Here is a 16,455-nt window from a genome sequence, read left to right on the forward strand (position 1 = left end):
CTTAGTGAACTAAGGCAAGCCTTAGTCAAGATCCACTGCAGTCGAGAGCAACTGCGCCACACCCCCGGGAGAGACCGCGATGTACGTGTGCATGTGCCATGCGGTCACCGAGGACCAGGTGAAGCGGGCGATCGACGAGGGTGCCAACACCCCGCGACAGATCGCCAAGGGCTGCAAGGCCGGCACCGACTGCGGCTCGTGCGTGCGCCGGATACAGGCGCTGCTCGGCGAGCACGGCGCCCGGCCCTGCCCGACCGCCCGGCTGGCCGCCAGGCTCGGCCTCGCGGACCCCGAGGGCCCCGCCGCCCCGGGGCCGGCCCCGACGGCCCCGGTCCCGGCGCCCGTCGTCCCGCTGCGCGCGGCCTGACCGCCGCGGCGGCTCAGGACTCCGGCTGCTCGATCAGCTGGGCGAGGTAGAGCGCCTCGCCGAGCTTCTCCAGGAGCTCCAGCTGGGTGTCGAGGTAGTCGATGTGGTGCTCCTCGTCCGCCAGGATGTCCTCGAAGATGTTCGCCGAGGTGACGTCGTTCTTGGCGCGCATGACCACGATCCCGCGCTTGAGCCGGTCGATCGCCTCGACCTCGACCTGGCGGTCGGCCTCGAACATCTCCTTGACCGTCTGCCCGATCCGGACGTGGAACAGCCGCTGGTAGTTCGGCAGGCCCTCCAGGAAGAGGATCCGGTCGGTGAGTACCTCGGCGTGCTTCATCTCGTCGATCGACTCGTGCCGGGTGAACTTGGCGAGCTTCGTCCAGCCGAAGTTCTCCTGCATCTTGGCATGCAGGAAGTACTGGTTGATCGCGGTGAGCTCGGCGGTGAGCTGCTCGTTGAGGAACTCGATGACCTCTGGATCGCCCTGCATGACGGTGCCTCCCTGCGCTGGGGCCTGCTGTGAGTGCTGCGCTGCGCATCCTGGCACCGAAATGGGAGGGACTTCCAGTAAGTTCACACTCACTAGGACATGTGCCGGAATATCCGATTTGGGGGAATGTCCGCCCGGCCGTTGGCCCGTACGGGCGGGGCGCGCGGGGCACCGAAAGGGGCGCGCGCCGGGGGCCGGACGCCGTCTGTCACCATGGAGCCATGGGTCAGTCCGAACAAGAACAGCTTCCGCCGCCTGACCCGAGGCTCCCCCCGGGGCAGCGCGTCCAGCGCGGCTGGCCCGCCCTGCACTACGGTCCCGTGCCCCGCTTCAAGCCGCTGACCTGGGACCTCCAGGTGTTCGGCGCGACCGCCTCGGCGGAGAAGCACAGCTGGGACTTCGACGCCTTCACCGCCCTGCCGCGCACCACCGTCCGCGCGGACCTGCACTGCGTGACCAAGTTCTCGGTGCTCGGCAACGAGTGGACGGGCGTCCCGGCCTCCGTCGTCCTCGACCTCGTGCCCCCGGCGCCCGGCGTCACGCACGTGATGGTCTGGGCCGAGTACGGCTACAGCGCCAACCTGCGGCTGGCCGACTTCGCCGATCCGCGCACGCTCTTCGCCACCCACCGCAACGGCGAGCCGCTGACCGCGGAACACGGCTTCCCCGTCCGGCTCGTCGTCCCGCAGCTGTACGCCTGGAAGGGCCCGAAGTGGGTCCGCGCGGTCGAGTACATGCGGGCCGACCGGCGTGGCTTCTGGGAGGAGCGCGGCTACCACAACCTCGCCGACCCGTGGCGCGAGCAGCGCTACACCCACCAGGAGGAGCCGGGGGACGGCCCGCTCCGCTAGGCCCTGGGCCCTGGGCCCCAACCCCCTCAGATGAAGGGGAAGTTGACCGTCACCGCGGTGTGCTGGGGACGCCGCTCGCCGGCCGCCGGGAACTGGCTGCTCGCCTTGCCGCTGCCGAACAGGTTGACCCCGGTGGTCTGCATCGTGAACCCGGCCGCCGTGAGCGCCTTCTCGGCCGCGTCCTTCGTCATCCCGGTGACGTCCGGCACCGGCACCATGCCCTTGCTGACCACCAGCGAGACCGGGGTGTTCTCCGCCACCTGCTGGCCGGCCGCCGGCGAGCTGCTGATCACCGAGCCCTCGGGCACGGCGTCGTTGAACGTCTGGGTCACCGAGCCCTTCGCCAGTTGCACGCCGGTCAGCGTGGACGCGGCGAGGTCGGCGGGCTTGCCCGTGACGTCCGGCACGGCGATCCGGTGCGGCCCCTTGGAGACGGTGACCGTCACGGCGTCGCTCTTGCGCGACCGAGTGCCCACCCCGGGGTCGGTGGAGATCACCTGGCCGGACGGCACGGTCTCGCTGTACGCGTCCACGAACTTCCCGTGCATGCCGTCCTTGTCCAGGATCCGCTGCGCCTCGGCGCGGTCCTTGCCGAGCACCCCGGGCACCGGCCCGTACAGCGACTCGGACAGCCCGTACGTCACGCCGCCGACCAGCAGCACCAGGACGGTCAGCGCGGAGGCCCAGATCACCGGCTTGCGCGGGACGCGGCGCAGCGGGTTCGGGCGGGGCGGGCGGACGGGGGTGGGCTCGTCGTACGGGCGGGGCTCGACCAGCAGCTGGTCCATCAGGTCCGGCGGGACGTCGAGGACGCTGGTGCGCTCGGCCACGGGCGGCTCGACCGGCTGCGGGAGGGGGAGCGGCAGCTGGTGCGGGGCGGCCTGCGGCGTGCGCTGGATCACCGAGGTCGGCTCGCTGGTCGGGTAGCGCGGGCTGGGCCTGGTGGACGTCGGCGGCTCGGCGTCCAGCTCGGCCGGGCCGAGCTCGCGCCGGACCCGCTGCAGGGTGGCCAGCAGCTCGACGGCGTCGTACGGGCGGGTGTCGGGGGTCCGGGCGCAGGCGCCGAGCACTATCGCGTCGAGCGCCGGGGGGACGGTCGGGACGCTGCGCGAGGGTGGGGGGACGTCCTCGTGCAGGTGCTTGTACATGACCTGGACGGGGTTGTCGCCGGTGTGCGGGCGCGTGCCGGTGAGCATCTCGTACAGCAGGATGCCGGCCGCGTAGACGTCCACGCGCTGGTCGGTGGGGGCGTCCGGGAGGATCTGCTCGGGCGCGAGGTAGGAGACGGTGCCCATGACGGTGCCGCCGGTGGCGGTGGTCGTCGAGGTGGGGGCGCCGTCGGCGCTGCCCAGGACCCGGACCAGGCCGAAGTCGGCGACCTTGACCAGGCCGCCGTCGGTGATCAGCACGTTCTCCGGCTTGACGTCCCGGTGGACCAGCCCGGCGCGGTGGGCGGCGCCGAGTGCGGCGAGCACCGGCTCCATGATGTCCAGCGCGGCCCGGATCGACAGCGCGCCGCGGTCGCGCAGCAGGTCGCGCAGGGTACGGCCGGGCACGTACTCCATGGCGAGGAAGACGTTCCCGTGGTCGGCGCCCTGGTCGAAGACGTTGACCACGTTGGGGTGGGCGAGGCGGGCGACGGCCTTGGCCTCACGGATGAAGCGGGCGGTGAAGCCCTCGTCCCCGGCGAGGTCGGGGTGCATCACCTTGAGGGCGAGCACGCGGTCGAGCCGGGTGTCGGTGCCCTTGTAGACCGTGGACATGCCGCCGGTCGCGATGCGCTGCTCGACCCGGTACCGGCCGTCGAGCAGGGTACCGATCAGGGGGTCGCGCCATGCCGTGTCCACCCGAGGAGTGTAGTGCGGCGGGTCACGGCCGGTCCCGGCGGACATCGCCTCCGGGACCGGCTTGTGACACGGGTGCCGCGTCAGAACGCCGGACGCTCGCGGGTGTCGAGGTCGGCGCGGCCGGCCATCGCGGAGGAGGCCTCCGCGTGGAAGCGGCGCGGGATCCGGCCGGCCCGGTGGGCGAGGCGGCCGGCCTCGGTGGCGTGCCGCATGGCCTCGGCCATCAGGACCGGGTCCTGTGCGCGGGTCACCGCGGAGGCGAGCATCACGGCGGAGCAGCCGAGCTCCATCGCCAGCGCGACGTCGGAGGCGGTGCCGGCGCCCGCGTCCAGGACGACCGGGACGTTCGCGCCCTCCACGATCAGCTGGAAGTTGTGCGGGTTGCGGATGCCGAGGCCGGAGCCGATCGGCGAGCCGAGCGGCATGATCGCCGCGCAGCCGACGTCCTCCAGCTTGCGGGCCAGCACCGGGTCGTCGTTGGTGTACGGGAGCACCGTGAAGCCGTCGTCGACGAGGGTCTCGGCGGCGTCCAGCAGCTCGATCGGGTCCGGCAGGAGGGTCCGCTCGTCGGCGATGACCTCCAGCTTCACCCAGTCGGTGCCGAGTGCCTCGCGGGCCAGCCGGGCGGTCAGCACGGCCTCGCCGGCGGTGAAGCAGCCGGCCGTGTTGGGCAGCACCCGGATGCCGTTGCGGGTCAGCACGTCCAGGACGGAGCCCTGGGTGGTCGCGTCGACCCGGCGCATCGCGACGGTGGTCAGCTCGGTGCCCGAGACCCGCAGGGCCTGCTCCAGGACCTCCAGGCTGGGGGCGCCGCCGGTGCCCATGATGAGCCGGGAGGTGAAGGTCGTCCCGGCGATGGTGAAGAGGTCGTCGGCCATGGCGCTCAGCCTCCCTGCACGGCGGTGAGGATCTCGATCCGGTCGCCCGCCGAGAGCCGCGTCTCGGACCACGAACCACGCGGCACCACGGCCTCGTTGAGCGCGGCGGCGACGCCGGTGTTGGCCTTGCTGAGGGTGGTGACCACCTCGGCGAGGGTGGTCGCGGCGGGCACCTTGCGGGGCTCGCCGTTGACGGTCAGTGCGATGTCGGTCATGCGACGGCCTTCGTGGTGGAGCGGGCGGGGGAGAACCGGGAGGGTGCGAACGGCCGTGCGAGCTCGGGGACTTCGCCGGTCGCCAGGTAGTCGGCGAGCAGGTCGGCGGTGACCGGGGTGAGCAGGACGCCGTTGCGGTAGTGGCCGGTCGCGGCGACCAGGCCGGGCAGGTCGGTCGGTCCGAGCAGCGGTGCGTTGTCCGGCGAGCCGGGACGCAGCCCGGCCGAGGTCTCGACGAGCGGGAGTTCGGTGATGCCGGGGACCAACTCGTGGGCGTCGCGCAGGAGTTCGTAGACCCCGCCGGCGGTGACGGTGGTGTCGTAGCCCTGCTCCTCGGTGGTCGCGCCGATCACCAGCTCGCCGTTCTCGCGCGGCACCAGGTACAGGTGCTGCCCGCGCACGACCGCGCGGACGTTGCGGTTGAGGAAGGGCCGGTAGGCGTCGGGGATCCGCAGCCGCAGGATCTGCCCCTTGACCGGACGGACCGCCGGCAGCACGTCCTCCGGCAGGCCGGGCAGCCGGTGGCTGTGCGGGCCGGCGGCGAGGACGACCCGGTCGGCGGCGAGGGTCCCGCCGGTGCCGAGCCGGGCGCCGACCGCGCGGCCACCCTCGACCAGCAGCTCGACGGCCTCGGTGCGGTGGAACACGACGCCCGCGCGTTCGCAGGCGCGGACCAGCGCGGTCAGCAGCCGGCGGGGGTCCACCTGGTGGTCGTCGGCCACGTGCAGGCCGCCGCGCACGCCGGGGGCCAGCATCGGTTCCAGCTTGCGGGCCTCCCGGCCGGTCAGCCAGGTCGAGTCGAGGCCGAGCCGCTCGTGGAAGGCGTGCAGGTCGCGCAGCTCCGCGCGGTCGTCGGAGTCCAGCGCGACGGCGACCGTGCCGCACCGGCGGTAGCCGGTGTCCTCGCCGCCGCTCGCCTCGGTGAGCTCGGCGGCGAACGCCGCGTACCGCTCGTTCGAGGCCATCCCGAGGCGCAGCAGCGGCTCCTCGCCGTACTGCAGCTCGGTGACCGGGGCGAGCATCCCGGCCGCGACCCCGGCCGCCCCGTGACCGGGGGAGGGGTCGACCACGACGATGTCCTCCAGGCCGCGCTGCGCCGCCCGCCAGGCGACGGCGAGGCCGATGACGCCCCCGCCGATCACCAGCACGTCGGCGCGGCTGCCCGGTGCCAAGCGTGTCAAAGCTGCTCTTCTCCCTTCGCCGGTATGACCCGGATCAGGTTCGGACGGTCGCGGGCCGTGCCAGCCCGCCTCTCAGCCCGGTACGCCGGGCTCCCGTGATGGTGTCCCCACCATAACTCCGGTGGTCCGCCCGGCCGAAGGCCCGTACGAAGGGTGGACGGGCCCGGCGCGGCCCGCCCGTGCGCGGGACGGACGGGCCGCCGGGGCGCGTGGGGCGGCTGAGTACAGTGGCGCCGTGGCAGAGCTGAGCGGAACGGATCGGGTGGTCGTCGTCGGGGCCGGGCTGGCCGGCGCGCAGTGTGCGCTGGGGCTGCGGCGGGGCGGCTGGCAGGGGCGGATCGTGCTGGTCGGGGAGGAGCCGCACGCGCCGTACGACCGGCCGCCGCTCTCCAAGGACGTCCTGCTCGGCAAGAGCGACGCCACCACGCTGGACATCGACTTCCCGCACCTCGGCGTCGAGCTGCTCACCGGCCGGCGCGCCACCGGACTCACCCCGGGCGTGCTGCACACCGACGCCGGCGACCTCCCGTACGGATCGCTGGTGATCGCCACCGGCGCGACCCCGCGCGCCCTGCCCGGCGCCGAGCGCGCCCACCTCCTGCACACCCTGGACGACGCGCTCGCCCTGCGCGCGCTGCTGCGGCCCGGCCTGCGCCTGGTGCTGGTCGGCGCCGGCTGGATCGGCGCGGAGGTGGCCACCGCCGCCCGGGAGGCCGGATGCGAGGTGACCGTCGTCGAGGCGGGCCCGGCGCCCGTTCCCGGTGCGCTGCCCGGGGAGGTCGGCGCGGCGATGGCCGCCTGGTACGCCGGGGCCGGGGTGGACCTGCGCTGCGGCGTCGGCGTCGCGGCCGTCGAGCCCGGCGCGGTGCTGCTGGCCGACGGTTCGCACCTGCCCGCCGACGAGGTGGTGGTCGGCATCGGCGCCCGGCCCGCGACCGACTGGCTGGCCGGCACGGGCGTCGAGCTGGACGCGACCGGTGCGGTCGTCGTGGACGGGCGGCTGCGCACCAGCCTGCCGGGCGTCTTCGCGGCCGGCGACTGCGTCAGCTACCCGTCGGTCCGCTCCGGCGCCCGGCTGGCCGTCCAGCACTGGGACCACGCGCTGCAGTCCGGCGAGGCGGCGGCCGCCGCCGTCCTCGGGGTGGACGCGCCGTACGACCCGGTGCCGTACTTCTGGTCGGAGCAGTTCGGCCGCATGGTGCAGTACGCCGGGCGGCACGCCGACGGCGACGAGCTGCTCTGGCGCGGCTCCCCGCAGGACGCGACCTGGTCGGTGCTGTGGCTGCGCGACGGCGTGCCGAGCGCGCTGCTGGCCGTGGACCGCCCGCGCGACCTCACCCAGGGCCGCCGCCTGATCGAGCGCGGCACCGCGCTGGACCCGGCCCGGGCCGCGGACCCGGCGGTGGCGCTGAAATCGGCGGTCGCGGGGTAGCGGCTGGTGCGCGGCGGGCTCCGGAGGTGGCAGTCTGGTGGCGTGAGTGAGATCGAAAGCAAGATTGAAGCCCTGGTCGCCGAGTGGATGTACCTGCCCGACATCTCGGAGCAGTGGGGGGTCCGCGTCACCGAGGTGCGCGACCTCGTCCGCAACGGCGGCCTGATCGCCGTCCGGCGGGGCCCGAACAACTCGCTGCAGGTCCCTGCGGCGTTCATCGACGGCCAGGGGCTGGTCAAGCACCTGTCCGGCACCCTGACCGTGCTGCGCGACTGCGGGTACAGCGACGTGGAGATCCTGGAGTGGCTCTTCACCGAGGACCCGTCGCTGCCCGGCAGCCCGATCCAGGCGCTGCGGGAGAACCGTGGCACCGAGGTCAAGCGCCGCGCCCAGGCGATGCTGATCTGATGGCGGCGGACACGCCGCGTCAGCGGCTGGCCGAGGCCCGGCTGTACCTGTGCACCGACGCCCGCCGCGAGCAGGGCGACCTGGCCGAGTTCCTGGACGAGGCGCTGGCCGGCGGGGTCGACATCGTCCAGCTCCGGGACAAGGGCCTGGAGGCCAAGCAGGAGCTGGAGGCCCTGGAGGTCTTCGCGGACGCCTGCCGCCGCCACGGCAAGCTGCTCTCGGTCAACGACCGCGCCGACGTCGCCCACGCGGCCCGGCCGGACGTCCTGCACCTCGGGCAGGACGACCTGCCCGTCCCGGCCGCCCGGGCGATCCTCGGCGAGGACGTCCTGATCGGCCGGTCCTGCCACGCCGAGTCCGAGGTGGACGCGGCGGTCGCCGAGCCCGGCGTGGACTACTTCTGCACCGGCCCGGTCTGGCCGACCCCGACCAAGCCGGGCCGCCCGGCCCCGGGCCTCGGTCTCGTCTCGTACGCGGCGAAGCAGCCCACCGACCGCCCGTGGTTCGCCATCGGCGGCATCGACCTGGGCAACGTCGACGAGGTGCTCGCCGCGGGCGCCCGCCGGATCGTCGTCGTGCGCGCCATCACGGCCGCGGACGACCCGCGGGCGGCCGCCGCCGAGCTCTCCCGGCGGCTGCGCCAGGCCTGATCCCGGCAGGGGCCGCCGTCGGCCGCGAGGCTCAGTACTTGCGGACGGTGGCGGCCTCGGCCAGGGCCAGCAGCACCTCGCGGGCGCGCCGGTCGGCGAGCGGCGCCGCCTCCAGGGCGGCCAGCGACTGCCGCATCAGCTCGTCGATCCGGGCCTCCACCAGTTCCGGCGCCCCGCTCCGCGCGACGAGGTCCCGCAGGCCGGCGACCTCGGCGGGCGCGAGGTCCGGCGCGCCGAGCCGCTCGTCCAGGTGCAGCGCGTCGGCGGCCGGCAGCCCGCGCATCGCGTGCGCGACCAGCAGCGTGCGCTTGCCCTCGCGCAGGTCGTCCCCGGCCGGCTTGCCGGTGACCGCCGGGTCGCCGAAGACGCCGAGCAGGTCGTCCCGCAGCTGGAACGCCTCGCCCAGCGGCAGGCCGAACGCGCCGTACGCCGCGACCAGGCCGGGCCCGGCGCCGGCCAGCAGCGCGCCGACCTGGAGCGGGCGCTCGATCGTGTACTTCGCCGACTTGTAGTGCAGCACCGTCTGCGCCCGGTCCAGCGCGCCCTCGTCCGTCGAGTCCCCGGCGACCGGCTCCAGCACGTCCAGGTACTGGCCGAGCATGACCTCGGTGCGCATCAGGTCGAACGCCGGCTTGGCGGCCAGCACCGCGGCGGGGGCCAGGCCGGAGCGCAGGAACAGCTCGTCGCACCAGATCAGCAGCAGGTCGCCGAGCAGCACGGCGGCCGAGGCGCCGTACTGCTCGCGGTCGCCGCGCCAGCCGCGCTCGCGGTGCATCGCCTCGAAGCGGCGGTGGATCGACGGCAGACCGCGGCGGGTGTCGCTGCGGTCCATCAGGTCGTCGTGGACCAGCGCGCTCGCCTGGAGCAGCTCCAGGGCCGCCGCCGCGTTCGCGATCCCCTCGCCCTCGGCCGAGCCGCCGGCGCCGCGCCAGCCCCAGTAGCAGAACGCCGGGCGCAGCCGCTTGCCGCCGTCGAGCAGGAAGTCGCGCAGCGCGTCGGCGGCGGGCGCCAGCTGGGGCGAGATCCCGCCGAGCAGAGCGGACTGGCCGTCCATGAACGCGGCGAGGGCGGCGTTGACGCGCTCGCGGACGTCCTCCACGTCAATGGGGTTGGCCGGCCGGTTGCTGGACGAGGTCACGATGAGGCTCCGGTGGTTCGCTTGGGGTGCAGCAAGCGTAGCGGGGCGGCCGGGAACACCCGTGCGAGCAGGGCGCGGGCGCGGCCGGAACGGCAAGCGGAATGCCGTCCATTCTTTGTCTCAATCCGTGGAACCGAGTTGTCGCGGCCCTTCGGGCGGCGGATAACCTGCCAGCATGGCACTCGGTATCGCTTCCACCCGATCGGACCGCGCGTTGACGGTCCGCGAGCTGCTGGCGGCAGGCAAGCGGTCCTTCTCCTTCGAGTTCATGCCTCCGCGCACCGAGGTCGGCGAGCAGAAGCTCTGGGACGCCATCCGGCGGCTGGAGCCGCTCGACCCGAACTTCGTCTGCATGACGTACGGAGCCGGCGGCTCCTCGCGCGAGCGCACCGTCAACATGGTCGGCCGGATCGCCACCGAGACCACGCTGACGCCGGTCGCCCACCTGACCGCGGTCGACCACTCGGTCGCCGAGCTGCGCAACATCATCGGCCAGTACGCCGACCAGGGCGTGCGCAACGTCCTCGCGGTGCGCGGCGACCCGCCCGGCGACCCGACGGGCGAGTGGGTCAGCCACCCGGAGGGCGTCACCTACGCCTACGAGCTGGTCGAGCTGATCAAGGGCATCGGCGACTTCTGCGTCGGCGTGGCCGCCTCGCCGAACATGCACCCGCGCTCGACGAACTGGGACGACGACATCCGGCACTTCGTGGCGAAGATCCGCGCGGGCGCCGACTACGCGATCACCCAGATGTTCTTCGAGGTCGACGACTACCTCCGGCTGCGCGACCGGGTGACGGCGGCGGGCTGCGAGGCGCCGATCATCCCGGAGATCATGCCGGTCACCAACGCCAAGCAGCTGGAGCGCTTCCCGCAGCTGAGCGGCTCGGCGTTCCCCGCCGACCTGGAGGCCCGCCTGCGGAGCGCGATCGACGACCCGGCCGCGCTGCGGGCGATCGGCATGGAGCACGCCACCGCGATGGCCGAGCGGCTCCTCGCCGAGGGCGCGCCCGGCCTGCACTTCATCACGCTCAACCACTCGACCGCGACGCTGGAGATCTACCAGAACCTCGGACTGCACCGGCGCTGAGCGTTCACGGGCCCGTCACCGCACCGATGGTGGCGGGCTCGGTCGTGTGCAGTCAGGCCCCACGGACGGCGGGAACGCGATGCGGTGCCCCGGCCGTTGAACCGGTACAGTCGCCGCACACGCGCGGCGCGCGCGGGCACGCGACTGGAGGTATCGGGCGGATGGGCATCGGATACCTGCTGCTGTACGCCGCGTTGGCGGTGGTCGCGCTCTGGCTGGTCGCCGAGCTGCTCCTGCAGAACCGCGCCCCGGTGCACTGGCGCGCGCTCGCCCTGGCCGGCTTCCTCGGGGTGGCCGGCGGGATGGTCCTCGGGTCCGTCCCGGTGATCGGCGCGGGCGCGGCGCTCTTCGCGGTCGGCCAGACGTTCGTCACCCTCTCGGTCAAGCGCGGCTACACCGGCGGCTGGTCGCTGCGCGCCGCCGACGGCTCCCTGCCGGGACCGCTCGCCAAGGTGCCGCTGCTCGGCGCGCTCACCGGCGGCGCGGCGGTGGCCGCCGTCGCGGTGGCGGCCGAGACGCGGGTCGGCGAGGTCAGCGCCGTCGAGGAGACCCCGGAGCCGGACCAGGGCGCCCCCGTCGGCGAGGCCGTCCCGGAGGTCGAGCAGACCGCCGCCTTCGAGATGCAGGAGCTCGCCGCCGACGGCGTCTACACGCCCGGCTACTACGAGCAGCACCAGCAGCAGGACCCGTACGCGGAGGCCTACCAGGCCGGGTACGACGTCCCGCAGCAGCAGCCCGCCTACGACCAGCAGCAGTGGCAGCAGCAACCGCAGCAGCAGCCCGCCTTCGCGTACGACCAGGGCTACGGCACCTACCCGCAGCAGCAGGACCCGTACGGCTACCCGCAGCAGGACCCGTACGGCGGCGGCTACCCGCAGCAGGCCCCGGCCTGGGACCCGAACGCCCAGCAGCAACAACAGCAGTGGCAGCCGCAGCCCGAGCAGCACACCCAGGGCATCCCGCAGCAGCCGACGTACGACCAGGGGTACGGCTACCAGCAGCAGAACACCTGGCACCAGGGCTGAGCCCGGCCCTCGCCGGTCAGGCGGGGCCGATGAGGTTGGCCGCGATGCAGGCCGACATGCCGACCCGCGCCAGCCCGCCGCCGGGGTGGGCGGCGCCACCCACCAGGTAGAAGCCGGGGGCGTCCTCCGTCGGCGCCTGGAGGAACGCGCCACGGCCGCCGGGCAGCGCCGGACGCGGGACCGAACCCTGCCACGAGCCCGTCTCGCGCTCGGTGTCGGCCGGGGTCCGGACCACCCGCCACAGCACGCGGCCGGCCAGCCCGGGGACCGCCGCCTGCGCCTGGGCGACCATCCGGTCGGCGAAGCGGTCGGCGACGCCCGGCTCCGTCCAGTCGACGCCGCCGGCCGGCACGGTGGCCGTCAGCACGGCCGACTCGTGGCCGGCGGGGTGCAGCGACGGGTCGTCCGGGCGCAGCACCTGCACGGTCGGGCGCTCCGGGAGCGGGCCGGGGCCGAAGATCCCGGCGAGCTCGGCGGCCGGGTCGGCGGCGTGGACGACCGTGCGGTGCGCGGTGCCCGCCGGGCGCTCGCCGCGCAGGGCGAGCAGCACGACGGCCCGGCCGGGGACGTCGTCGGCGTGGGCCACCGAGTCCGGCCAGTGGTCCTGGTCCGGCGCCATGCCCGTCCACTCGCGGTACTGCCGGTTCGCGTCCGCGGCGTGGACGACGACGTCCGCCTCGACCGGCCCGGCCGTCGTGACGACCCCGGCGGCCCGGCCGTCCTTCTCCAGTACCTCCTCGAAGCGGGTGTCGAAGCGGAACTCGACCTTGCGCTGCTCGCAGCGCCGGTACACCGCGTCCGCCAGCGCGCGCATCCCGCCCTTGACGTACCAGACGCCGAACGACTGCTCCATGTACGGCAGGACGGTCGCCGCGGCCGGGGCGGTGCGCGGGTCGAAGCCGAAGCGCACCGCGTGCTCGTGCAGCAGGGCGGTGAGCCCGGGGTGGCCGTCGAGCTCGCGCGCCGCGACGTCGGCGAGCGTCCAGCGGCCGGACGGGCGCAGCCGGGCGAGGCCGCGCCGGGGCGGGACGGGGTACGGGTCGGCGTGCAGCGGCCTGGGGTCGGCCGGGAGCGGCTCCTCCAGCAGCGGGCGGCGGGTGGCCTCCCAGACCGTCCGGCCGCGGTTGACCACCGCGTTCCAGCGGGCGCCCGACCCGGCGCCGAAGGCGTCGTCCAGCGCCTGGGCGACGCCGCCGCGCGAGGCGTTGGGCAGCGTGAGGGCGGTGCCGTCCGGGAGCAGGTGCCGGCTCTCCGGGTCCACCGGGGCCAGCCCGACGAGCTGCTCCAGCGGCTCGCGGCCGGTCTTCAGCGCGAGGTCGCGGTAGACCGCCGGGAGGGTGAGCAGGCCGGGGCCGGTGTCGAAGGCGAAGCCGTCGCGCTCGTACCGGCCGACCATGCCCCCGTAGGTGCCGCTCGCCTCGCAGACCGTCACCCGGTGTCCGAGGGTCGCCAGCCGGGAGGCCGCCGCGAGCCCGCTCATTCCTGCGCCGATGACGACGATCCTTGCCATGGCACAGATCCTATGGCTACGGCAACCTACGCTTGCTGGGCGTACACCCCCTGAGCCGCCCGCGCGCGGGCGGCCTTGCGCTCGCGGCGGCGGGCGCGGAACGCGCGGATCCGGCTGATCGCCAGCCACACCAGCAGCACGCCGATCGCCAGCAGCACGGCCGAGATCGAGGCGGCCAGCCACGGGTGGAAGATCGCCAGGGTGACCAGGCCGGCCACCGACAGGTCCTCGGCCAGGCTGACCGCGATGTTGCTGGCCGGCTCGGGGGAGGTGTTGACGGCCATCCGCAGCGAGGCCTTCACCAGGTGGCTGACCAGCGCCGTCGTGCCGCCCATCGCGCCCGCCGCGACCTCGCCCAGCGAGCCCGGGTGGCTGCTCGCGATCAGCGCGGCCACGGTGGCGCCGGCGACCGGGCGGATCACGGTGTGCACGACGTCCCACACGCTGTCCACGTACGGGATCTTGTCGGCCACCGCCTCCAGCAGGAACAGCAGGGCGGCCGCGACCAGCACGTCGGTGCGCTCCAGCGCGGGCGGCACCGAGTCGGCGCCCCCGAACCGGCCCAGCAGCCCGAGCAGCAGCACCACCGCGTACGCGTTGATGCCGCTGGCCAGTCCGCTGGTGAAGATCAGCGGCAGGATCGTCATCGGGTCCCCTCCTCGGAACGGCCGTCCGCCGGCCTCGCCGTACCGTACCGGGACGCGGCCGGGCACCCCGCCGGTTCCGGCGCGGCGGCGCGGGCGCGGACCTGAGTACGGATACTCAGATCCGCGGTTGAGTACTTCTGCGGATAGCCCCCCGACCTGCGCGGACGCCACAGTGGTGGCACCCGGGCTGCGGGGCGCGTCGGGCGCCGCGCACCCCGGACGGCGGACCCGTCCGTCCGCCGGCCCTGGGGAGCCGGCGGACGGTCGGCGCAGGGGCCCGCCACCGGAGCCGGCCGGGACGCCGCGCACCGCCGACACGGGGCGGCGGAGCGCGGCGAGGGGGAGCCGGCCACCGGGGGTGACCGCACCGGCGGGAATTGTCAGTGGTGCCGTTCACGATGGAGGAGCACGGACCACCCGGTCCGCGCGCTGCCTCGGAACGGGGGAGACCATGACCATCAGCCACCCTGAGCCCGTCACCGCCCGCCTCCACTCCGCCGCCCTGCCGCACTCCCCGGGCGCCCGCCCCGGCGGCGGGGACGTCCACCCCGTGCTGCGCCGGGTCGCCGCGCCGCCGGCCGCCCTCGACCTGCTCGCCGACGCCCACCGCACCCTCGCCGGGGCCCGCGCCCTGGAGGACCCGCTGGAGCGCTACGCCGCCGCGCACCTGGCCGCGCTGCGCACGGTCGCGGCCGTGCTCGCCGTGCGCGGGCGGCCGGAGAAGAACCCGCGCCGCCGAAAAGCCATCCGCAGCGCCTGGGAGGTGCTGCCCGAGGTCGCGCCGGAACTCGCCGAGTGGGCCGTCTACTACGGCGCCGGCGCCCGCCGCCGGGCCGCCGCCGAGGCCGGCATCCGGGGCGCCGCCTCGGCCCGCGACGCCGACGACCTGGTCCGCAACACCGCCCTGTTCCTGCGTCTGGTCGAGCGCCTCCTCGGCCTGCGCCCGACCCCGCCCGCCCCGCGCCTGCCCCCGGCCGGCGACTCCCCGCACGAGGCGTGACGGCGGTCCCACCCGCCCGGTCTAAGGTGGTGACGTTCCCGATCGATCTGCACGTGCCGAGGAGTCCCGCCTTGTACCCGACGCGCCCCCGCAGCGCCCTGCGTACCGCCGTGGTCTGGGAGGTGGTGCGGGCCGCCCTGGAGAAGCGGGCCGCCGAGCTGGACCAGCCCGTGCTCGACGTCGTCGACACCGGCGGCGGCACGGGCAACTTCGCCGTGCCGGTGGCCAAGCTCGGCCACCGCGTCACCGTGGTCGACCCGAGCCCGGACGCGCTGTTCGCGCTGGAGCGCCGGGCCGCCGAGGCCGGCGTCACCGACCTGGTCCGCGCCGTCCAGGGCGACACCCAGACCCTGCCCGAGGTGATCGCCCCCGGCACGATGGACGCGGTGCTGTGCCACGGCGTCCTGGAGGTCGTGGACGACCCGGCCGAGGCGCTCGCCAGCCTGGCCGGCACCCTGCGCCGGGGCGGCCTGGTCAGCCTGCTGGCCGCCAACCGCAACGGCGCCGTGCTGGCCCGCGCGCTGGCCGGCCACTTCACCGAGGCCCGCACCGTGCTGTCGGCCACCGACGGCCGCTGGGGCGAGCAGGACCCGATGCCGCGCCGCTTCACCGGCGAGGAGCTCGCCGGCCTCGCCGAGGGCGCGGGCCTGCGGGTCGAGTCGGTGCACGGCGTCCGGGTCTTCTCCGACCTCGTCCCCGGGGTCCTGGTGGACACCGAGCCGGGCGCGATGGAGGCGCTGCTGAAGCTGGAGGAGGCCGCCGCCGCGCAGCCCGCGTTCCACGCCGTGGCGACCCAGCTGCACCTGCTGGCCACGCTCGGCTGAGCCTTCGACGGCCTCCCCGGACGGCCGTCCGGACGTCCGCCGCCGCGCGCTTCGCACACCGTGCGGCGGCGGTTCGTCTCCCCTCCACCTCCCGGCCGCCCGGCGGTGATCGTCGCAGCTCCCCAGGTCCGGGCCGATTCCACCGGATCGGGCACTAGTTCGCCGTCCGCCGCGTTGGGAGGAGTGCGGTCGGCCCCGGCCGAAGTGGCCCGGCCCACGCGCCGCGGACCACCCCGGAACGGGCCCACGGACCGTATGATCTGGGTAAAGCCGGAAAGCATGACAGCCGGACGCATGGGGCATATGGACGACACGGACCGGGTCCCCCGCACAGGCGTCCGACCGCGTGTCCCGAAGGCCGAATGGACTTGCCTCCCCGACCGGGGCGGCGGACCGGTCGCACCGGCGACCGACGAGTAGGAGGACTCCGTGCCGCTCTCGGAGCACGAGCAGCGACTGCTCGACCAGATGGAGCGAGCGCTGTATGCCGAAGATCCCAAATTCGCGTCGGCGCTTGAGGGAACCGGGCTGCGCACCTACACCCGCCGACGGGTCTACCTGGCCGTCGCCGGCTTCGTGGTGGGCGTCGCCCTGCTGATGGGCGGCATGGTCGTTCCGGACCAGATCTGGGTCAGCGTGGTCGGGTTCCTGGTGATGCTCGGGTGCGCGGTGTTCGCCGTGACGGGCTGGCGCCGGGGGCCCGCGGGCCAGGGCACCGGCCCCAAGCAGGCCGCCGCGCCGCGCCGCAAGGCGGGGATGATGGACCGCGTGGAGCAGCGCTGGCAGCGCCGCCGGGACGAGCAGACCGGCGGATTCTGAGCCGCCTGGACGGCGTCCGGGCGCACGAGCCGGCCGACAACCGAGCCTGAAGAGCCGCCGGGGGCGGGCAGTCGATCGAC

General features: G+C 74.7%; 18 protein-coding genes and 1 riboswitch. Of the genes, 10 read left to right on the forward strand and 8 right to left on the reverse strand.

All coding sequences use genetic code 11. From position 1 onward, the window contains the following. The first annotated feature begins 79 nt into the window (after positions 1 to 79). Positions 80 to 367 (forward strand): bacterioferritin-associated ferredoxin, encoded by a 288-nt coding sequence (locus ACFXDE_RS37645; RefSeq protein WP_380498864.1) that lies wholly within the window; start codon positions 80 to 82, stop codon positions 365 to 367. 13 nt (positions 368 to 380) lie between these two features. On the opposite strand, the gene bfr is transcribed toward ACFXDE_RS37645, so the two are convergent. Then, positions 381 to 860, reverse strand: coding sequence for a bacterioferritin (bfr, locus tag ACFXDE_RS37650; RefSeq protein ID WP_380446013.1), 480 nt, complete (start codon positions 858 to 860; stop codon positions 381 to 383). Positions 861 to 1,081: 221 nt separating this feature from the next. Between bfr and ACFXDE_RS37655 the strand changes: the two genes are divergently transcribed. Next, the gene (locus ACFXDE_RS37655) at positions 1,082 to 1,711 is read left to right on the forward strand and encodes a sulfite oxidase-like oxidoreductase (protein WP_380498865.1); all 630 of its coding nucleotides are present in this window, start codon (positions 1,082 to 1,084) and stop codon (positions 1,709 to 1,711) included. Between the two features lie 26 nt (positions 1,712 to 1,737). On the opposite strand, the gene pknB is transcribed toward ACFXDE_RS37655, so the two are convergent. The 4 genes from pknB to thiO form a co-directional block, all read right to left on the reverse strand. Next, on the reverse strand, positions 1,738 to 3,558 hold the full coding sequence (pknB, locus tag ACFXDE_RS37660; protein WP_380498866.1) for a Stk1 family PASTA domain-containing Ser/Thr kinase: 1,821 nt from the start codon (positions 3,556 to 3,558) through the stop codon (positions 1,738 to 1,740). 80 nt (positions 3,559 to 3,638) lie between these two features. Next, positions 3,639 to 4,436, reverse strand: a complete 798-nt coding sequence (locus tag ACFXDE_RS37665) for a thiazole synthase (protein ID WP_380498867.1) — start codon at positions 4,434 to 4,436, stop codon at positions 3,639 to 3,641. A 5-nt stretch (positions 4,437 to 4,441) separates the two neighbouring features. Next, the gene (thiS, locus tag ACFXDE_RS37670; protein ID WP_380498868.1) at positions 4,442 to 4,651 is read right to left on the reverse strand and encodes a sulfur carrier protein ThiS; all 210 of its coding nucleotides are present in this window, start codon (positions 4,649 to 4,651) and stop codon (positions 4,442 to 4,444) included. Next, on the reverse strand, positions 4,648 to 5,832 hold the full coding sequence (gene thiO, locus ACFXDE_RS37675) for a glycine oxidase ThiO (RefSeq protein WP_380498870.1): 1,185 nt from the start codon (positions 5,830 to 5,832) through the stop codon (positions 4,648 to 4,650). Before thiO ends, thiS begins: the two co-directional genes overlap by 4 nt. Next, positions 5,827 to 5,939: riboswitch (TPP riboswitch) on the reverse strand. It overlaps the preceding gene by 6 nt. Positions 5,940 to 6,067: 128 nt before the next feature. Between thiO and ACFXDE_RS37680 the strand changes: the two genes are divergently transcribed. From ACFXDE_RS37680 to thiE, 3 genes are read left to right on the forward strand one after another with little or no spacing between them, the layout of a single operon-like run. Next, positions 6,068 to 7,264, forward strand: a complete 1,197-nt coding sequence (locus ACFXDE_RS37680; RefSeq protein WP_380498871.1) for an NAD(P)/FAD-dependent oxidoreductase — start codon at positions 6,068 to 6,070, stop codon at positions 7,262 to 7,264. A gap of 42 nt (positions 7,265 to 7,306) precedes the next feature. Then, entirely contained in the window at positions 7,307 to 7,672 is a 366-nt protein-coding gene (locus ACFXDE_RS37685; RefSeq protein ID WP_380446020.1) for an Rv2175c family DNA-binding protein, read from the forward strand. Further along, a complete protein-coding gene (thiE, locus tag ACFXDE_RS37690; RefSeq protein ID WP_380498873.1) occupies positions 7,672 to 8,322 on the forward strand; it encodes a thiamine phosphate synthase in 651 nt (216 codons plus the stop codon). Before ACFXDE_RS37685 ends, thiE begins: the two co-directional genes overlap by 1 nt. A 31-nt stretch (positions 8,323 to 8,353) precedes the next feature. Here the strand turns inward: thiE and ACFXDE_RS37695 are convergent, their stop codons facing one another. Further along, positions 8,354 to 9,460 (reverse strand): polyprenyl synthetase family protein, encoded by a 1,107-nt coding sequence (locus ACFXDE_RS37695; protein WP_380498874.1) that lies wholly within the window; start codon positions 9,458 to 9,460, stop codon positions 8,354 to 8,356. Between the two features lie 175 nt (positions 9,461 to 9,635). Here ACFXDE_RS37695 and metF point away from each other — a divergent pair, with 175 nt between their 5' ends. After that, on the forward strand, positions 9,636 to 10,550 hold the full coding sequence (gene metF / locus ACFXDE_RS37700; protein WP_380446023.1) for a methylenetetrahydrofolate reductase [NAD(P)H]: 915 nt from the start codon (positions 9,636 to 9,638) through the stop codon (positions 10,548 to 10,550). Positions 10,551 to 10,711: 161 nt separating this feature from the next. Beyond that, on the forward strand, positions 10,712 to 11,575 hold the full coding sequence (locus ACFXDE_RS37705) for a hypothetical protein (RefSeq protein WP_380498875.1): 864 nt from the start codon (positions 10,712 to 10,714) through the stop codon (positions 11,573 to 11,575). A 16-nt stretch (positions 11,576 to 11,591) separates the two neighbouring features. On the opposite strand, the gene ACFXDE_RS37710 is transcribed toward ACFXDE_RS37705, so the two are convergent. Together ACFXDE_RS37710 and ACFXDE_RS37715 are read right to left on the reverse strand one after the other, a co-directional pair. Continuing rightward, positions 11,592 to 13,085: a phytoene desaturase family protein gene (locus tag ACFXDE_RS37710; protein WP_380498877.1), complete on the reverse strand. Its 1,494-nt coding sequence runs from the start codon at positions 13,083 to 13,085 to the stop codon at positions 11,592 to 11,594. A 26-nt stretch (positions 13,086 to 13,111) separates the two neighbouring features. Next, the gene (locus ACFXDE_RS37715; protein ID WP_380446026.1) at positions 13,112 to 13,732 is read right to left on the reverse strand and encodes a DUF4126 domain-containing protein; all 621 of its coding nucleotides are present in this window, start codon (positions 13,730 to 13,732) and stop codon (positions 13,112 to 13,114) included. Between the two features lie 451 nt (positions 13,733 to 14,183). On the opposite strand from ACFXDE_RS37715, the gene ACFXDE_RS37720 reads away from it, so the two are divergent. The 3 genes from ACFXDE_RS37720 (at position 14,184) to ACFXDE_RS37730 (ending at position 16,375) form a co-directional block, all read left to right on the forward strand. Continuing rightward, positions 14,184 to 14,732: an SAV_6107 family HEPN domain-containing protein gene (locus tag ACFXDE_RS37720; protein WP_380446027.1), complete on the forward strand. Its 549-nt coding sequence runs from the start codon at positions 14,184 to 14,186 to the stop codon at positions 14,730 to 14,732. Positions 14,733 to 14,803: 71 nt separating this feature from the next. Next, positions 14,804 to 15,556 carry a methyltransferase domain-containing protein gene (locus ACFXDE_RS37725; RefSeq protein ID WP_380498878.1) on the forward strand — a complete coding sequence of 251 codons (753 nt, stop codon included), beginning with the start codon at positions 14,804 to 14,806 and terminating at the stop codon, positions 15,554 to 15,556. Between the two features lie 429 nt (positions 15,557 to 15,985). Continuing rightward, a complete protein-coding gene (locus ACFXDE_RS37730; protein WP_380446029.1) occupies positions 15,986 to 16,375 on the forward strand; it encodes a DUF3040 domain-containing protein in 390 nt (129 codons plus the stop codon). Positions 16,376 to 16,455: the final 80 nt, after the last annotated feature.

The sequence above is a fragment of the Kitasatospora sp. NPDC059408 genome (genome assembly GCF_042751525.1).
In the GTDB taxonomy this organism is placed as follows: domain Bacteria; phylum Actinomycetota; class Actinomycetes; order Streptomycetales; family Streptomycetaceae; genus Kitasatospora.

Excerpts from the sequence above, each read along its gene's own strand:
- ACFXDE_RS37645 (WP_380498864.1), top strand. The coding sequence starts at position 80 with ATGTACGTGTGCATGTGCCATGCGGTCACCGAGGACCAGGTGAAGCGG.
- bfr (WP_380446013.1), bottom strand. The coding sequence starts at position 860 with ATGCAGGGCGATCCAGAGGTCATCGAGTTCCTCAACGAGCAGCTCACC.
- ACFXDE_RS37655 (WP_380498865.1), top strand. The coding sequence starts at position 1,082 with ATGGGTCAGTCCGAACAAGAACAGCTTCCGCCGCCTGACCCGAGGCTC.
- ACFXDE_RS37665 (WP_380498867.1), bottom strand. The coding sequence starts at position 4,436 with ATGGCCGACGACCTCTTCACCATCGCCGGGACGACCTTCACCTCCCGG.
- thiS (WP_380498868.1), bottom strand. The coding sequence starts at position 4,651 with ATGACCGACATCGCACTGACCGTCAACGGCGAGCCCCGCAAGGTGCCC.
- thiE (WP_380498873.1), top strand. The coding sequence starts at position 7,672 with ATGGCGGCGGACACGCCGCGTCAGCGGCTGGCCGAGGCCCGGCTGTAC.
- metF (WP_380446023.1), top strand. The coding sequence starts at position 9,636 with ATGGCACTCGGTATCGCTTCCACCCGATCGGACCGCGCGTTGACGGTC.
- ACFXDE_RS37705 (WP_380498875.1), top strand. The coding sequence starts at position 10,712 with ATGGGCATCGGATACCTGCTGCTGTACGCCGCGTTGGCGGTGGTCGCG.
- ACFXDE_RS37710 (WP_380498877.1), bottom strand. The coding sequence starts at position 13,085 with ATGGCAAGGATCGTCGTCATCGGCGCAGGAATGAGCGGGCTCGCGGCG.
- ACFXDE_RS37715 (WP_380446026.1), bottom strand. The coding sequence starts at position 13,732 with ATGACGATCCTGCCGCTGATCTTCACCAGCGGACTGGCCAGCGGCATC.
- ACFXDE_RS37720 (WP_380446027.1), top strand. The coding sequence starts at position 14,184 with ATGACCATCAGCCACCCTGAGCCCGTCACCGCCCGCCTCCACTCCGCC.